Below are 3,424 nucleotides of genomic sequence, written 5' to 3'. Positions count from 1 at the left end.
GCAAACCCTCGTAGGCATCACCCTTGACATCGGCGCTCATCACCGACCAGTTTTCCTTGCCGATCAAATCGACCAGCAGGCGGCGCAGTTTGGCCGGGTCCTGAAACTTGTTCTGGGATTTATTGAAGATCAGCCCCAGCAGGCCTTTTTCCTTACCCAATTTATCCAGGAGATGCCGGTAATGAACAAAAAGATCATCGCCATCCTTCTTGATTAATGTCGGCCAATCGCACCCTTCCGGCACCGCGCTCGGCTTATTATAAGGGGCCTTTGTCCGCTCATCCGACATCTTGAGAAACAGCAGATACGTCAACTGCTCAACGTAATCACCATAACTCATCCCATCGTCCCGCAGGACGTTACAGTAGTTCCATAGTTTTTGGACGATATTCGCTGAGGTCATGATTCTCCCAATACTGCTATTTTTCTCATCCGTTGCAGGATTATTGGCACCCTTGCCTGGCTTTCCTCATCCGGCGGCATATTACCCGGCAGTGCCTCCCGGAAACGCGGGTTGCCAAGCAAGCCGCGAAACCTCTCGGCCAGATGTCCCCGTAACTCTATAGACGCTTGACCTACTTCTTCCACGAGCTCTGGTCGGCCATCTAGAATCGCAACAATGTCTTCCATATCGTGACTCATCATGTAATCATTGTTGCCGCGACTATCAAAAGCGGCAAATTTGCAGGCCAGGAAATATGGGGCGGTGATCATGCGGATCTGCCTCCCGGACGGCAGGGCTTTAATTATTGATTCTGCAAGGGCCTGCGGATACCACGGGCTGCCAAAGCCAAGGATAGCCTGATCCGTCGGCATCACATCCAATATGACCCTTTCTGATCTCCAGCGACAAACCGGCGCATCTTCGCTGCTGTCTTCGCGAAACCCCTTCGACCGCAATATCTCCGCCAATTTATAATATTCGGCCCGCGTCGCCACCTCAGTGATGACATCAACATCCTGAGTGGGACGAATTGGTGGCGCAGCCGGGTCGGTGATTAGCAGGCCGGTGGCACATCCACCAAGAAACACCAGTCGTTCAACCAGATCATCTAGCTGATGGACCGCTATCTCCAGTAATTCAATATTGGGGTTCGTAATTCGAGGCATATTCCCCCAGTCTGTTTCTTAATTCTTTAATGGCGGTCTCTCGTTCCCTGGCCCGTCCGGCGCGGATAGCATCTATCAGGGTCAACAACTCATAGAATTTCTGATCCTTTCGTGATGCAGCGGGTGCCTGTTTATACAAGGGCATTAAGGCCATGCCCCTTACTTCCCCCTCCGGATCCGGCCAGACCGGAGGCGGCTCTTCCGAGGTCAAAGCAGCAAACATTTCGGAAAGCGGTGGAGCCGCAGATGAAGTCGGTACCCCTCTCGTCATATTCCCGTGTTTTGCCCAGAAAACATGTTTGAGACCATGGATCAGAAACTCCTCAAGGTTCCGGAAATTTGGAACGATTTTGTCTTCTTGTTTCACGGCCAGTTGCGCTTCCAGTGCCCGTTTTACGGAGGTGTGAAGCTGTGAGGGGCTCATCCCCAGATCAACAGCCAAGTCGGCATAAGCCCACTTTCGGCCGCCAATAACGACCAGCTTGAGAAGTACATATATATCTTGCGGTTTCAACATAGCACTTATTCCTCATTCTAGATTCCAGAATAGAGAATAAGATTAATTAGAGAAAAAATCAAACCTTTCTTTGAGCACCCTTTCAAATCTGCTCATCCGACATCTTGAGAAACAGCAGATTCGTCTGTGATGAACATGGATGTTCGAATGCCGCGTGTGCAGGAAGCACAGGAGCGGTCTCGACGTAATCACCATAACTCATCCCATCGTCCCGCAGGTCGTTACAGTAGTTCCATAGTTTTTGGACGATATTCGCTGGGGTCATATTATAAAACCTTCCAACCAGGGACGGCGTCTGCAAATTCTTCCTGAAAAGCTGGGCGTTTTTTATTGTCCAATTTCACCTGCCGGGCGAAATTTGTCCACTGTTCGGGAGTATTCATAATATCCACATACATATGACGTACTTTTATCATTACTTTAGCCTTCCTGGCATACTCCTTTCTCGTGAGGCTGCGGTTAAGATTACCAAGCCCCGACTGATAGTAACCAAGAATTTTATCCGGGAAACGGTTTTCCAATTTAGCCGCTACCTTCAACTCATACTCTCCGCCATACGAATTATATGGATATCTTGCCTTGAGAAGAGTGGCCAGAGCCTTGTCATACTCTTTTCTATGCATGAAAATCTTGAGCTTTTCACTATCCCAGGTTCGATCAAGTTTTTGCAGAATAGCGTCTTCATAACTGCCCCACTCATCCTTGGTGCAGAGTTTCTTAAATGCCTGATATTTTTTAAGCGTAAGAAGATCAACAGTCTGTTCAAACTGTAATTGCATGTATCCTTTTCGATCGCCGGTTTCTTGAGCTCGTTCAGATAGAAATTGGCGTAATTCCTCCAACCGCCCATCTCCTTTTTTCAAACCGTCCTGCGCCGTTTTAATCGCTCTTTCCTTTTCCCCCTGCTCCCAGTAAAAAGTAGCCAGGTCATGATAATCCAGCCCAAATTCCATTTTTAAAGCGCGCAACTCGAGATATTTTTCATTGTCGCCAATCTTTCTGTAAATCCGGCGAGCATGGTCAGTAGGCCAATCGCGCGCCATTGACTCAAAGGCCATGGCAAGTCGGCGAAGATCATCATTATCGCAACAGCAGGCATAGGCCACGCCGTACAAGTCATCATCCAGACCTGCATTGGAACTACGAATATAAGGCAGAACTTCATTCAGCAGGTCTGTCCGATACTCCGCGGCAACTGTGTTTTTTGTGAGTTTATTCTGAATTTGGTAGAGAAGGTCGGCCACATGATCAGCCAAGCCATAATCTCCTCCTCCATATTCATCCAATTCTTCCAGGTCCGGCACAAGCTCACCCCATAGCGCGAAAACAGCTTCCCCTTCGGAGGTTTCCTTTTGTCCGGGTGACAGTTTGACATGTTCTTTCAGATATTCGAAACATTCACGCCGAACCTCCTGGCGCATGAGCGCAAGATCTTCGATAAGCTCGATAAGTATTTTATTTTCAGCCGCCTCCAACATCTGTCGCAAGGGGTCCTGGTATTTACTCTTTTTCCTGGCGCTCATTTTTCAAACTCATACGGTAAAAGAAATAAATTGGTCAAGAAAAGGCAGCTTCTTCACTTCATGCTTTCTCGCCACATAGTTCTCCGATGTTGCCCGCAACTCCGCCAGTCCGAAAAATTCGGCAAAATGCTTCAGCGTCAGGTAAAAATAGGTACTGCGAATAGTTTTTTCAAAAGATTGATACGGAGTTTCTTCTATATCATCAAGCAGAGTCGGAAATGCTTTGAGAAAAATGTCCTCGTAAAATGTCTGCGGCCTTGATTTGCCGCCGTAT

5 protein-coding genes are annotated in these 3,424 nt (G+C 48.1%); all 5 read right to left on the bottom strand.

From position 1 onward, the window contains the following. A partial coding sequence (locus tag KKE17_12740) for a type I restriction-modification system subunit M N-terminal domain-containing protein (protein MBU1710863.1) occupies positions 1-403 on the bottom strand: 403 nt, incomplete at its 3' end. Further along, a complete protein-coding gene (locus KKE17_12735; GenBank protein ID MBU1710862.1) occupies positions 400-1,110 on the bottom strand; it encodes a hypothetical protein in 711 nt (236 codons plus the stop codon). The genes KKE17_12740 and KKE17_12735, both read right to left, overlap by 4 nt. Next, on the bottom strand, positions 1,082-1,627 hold the full coding sequence (locus KKE17_12730) for a hypothetical protein (GenBank protein MBU1710861.1): 546 nt from the start codon (positions 1,625-1,627) through the stop codon (positions 1,082-1,084). The genes KKE17_12735 and KKE17_12730 overlap by 29 nt, the downstream gene beginning before the upstream one ends. 266 nt (positions 1,628-1,893) lie before the next feature. Then, entirely contained in the window at positions 1,894-3,150 is a 1,257-nt protein-coding gene (locus tag KKE17_12725; protein ID MBU1710860.1) for a hypothetical protein, read from the bottom strand. A gap of 9 nt (positions 3,151-3,159) precedes the next feature. Continuing rightward, positions 3,160-3,424, bottom strand: a 265-nt coding sequence (locus tag KKE17_12720) for a hypothetical protein (protein ID MBU1710859.1), incomplete at its 5' end; no start/stop codon positions are given.

This window comes from Pseudomonadota bacterium, from assembly GCA_018823135.1.
In the GTDB taxonomy this organism is placed as follows: domain Bacteria; phylum Desulfobacterota; class Desulfobulbia; order Desulfobulbales; family CALZHT01; genus JAHJJF01.
This window is presented reverse-complemented; position numbering and strand designations above follow the sequence as displayed.

Excerpts from the sequence above, each read along its gene's own strand:
- KKE17_12735 (MBU1710862.1), bottom strand. The coding sequence starts at position 1,110 with ATGCCTCGAATTACGAACCCCAATATTGAATTACTGGAGATAGCGGTC.
- KKE17_12730 (MBU1710861.1), bottom strand. The coding sequence starts at position 1,627 with ATGTTGAAACCGCAAGATATATATGTACTTCTCAAGCTGGTCGTTATT.
- KKE17_12725 (MBU1710860.1), bottom strand. The coding sequence starts at position 3,150 with ATGAGCGCCAGGAAAAAGAGTAAATACCAGGACCCCTTGCGACAGATG.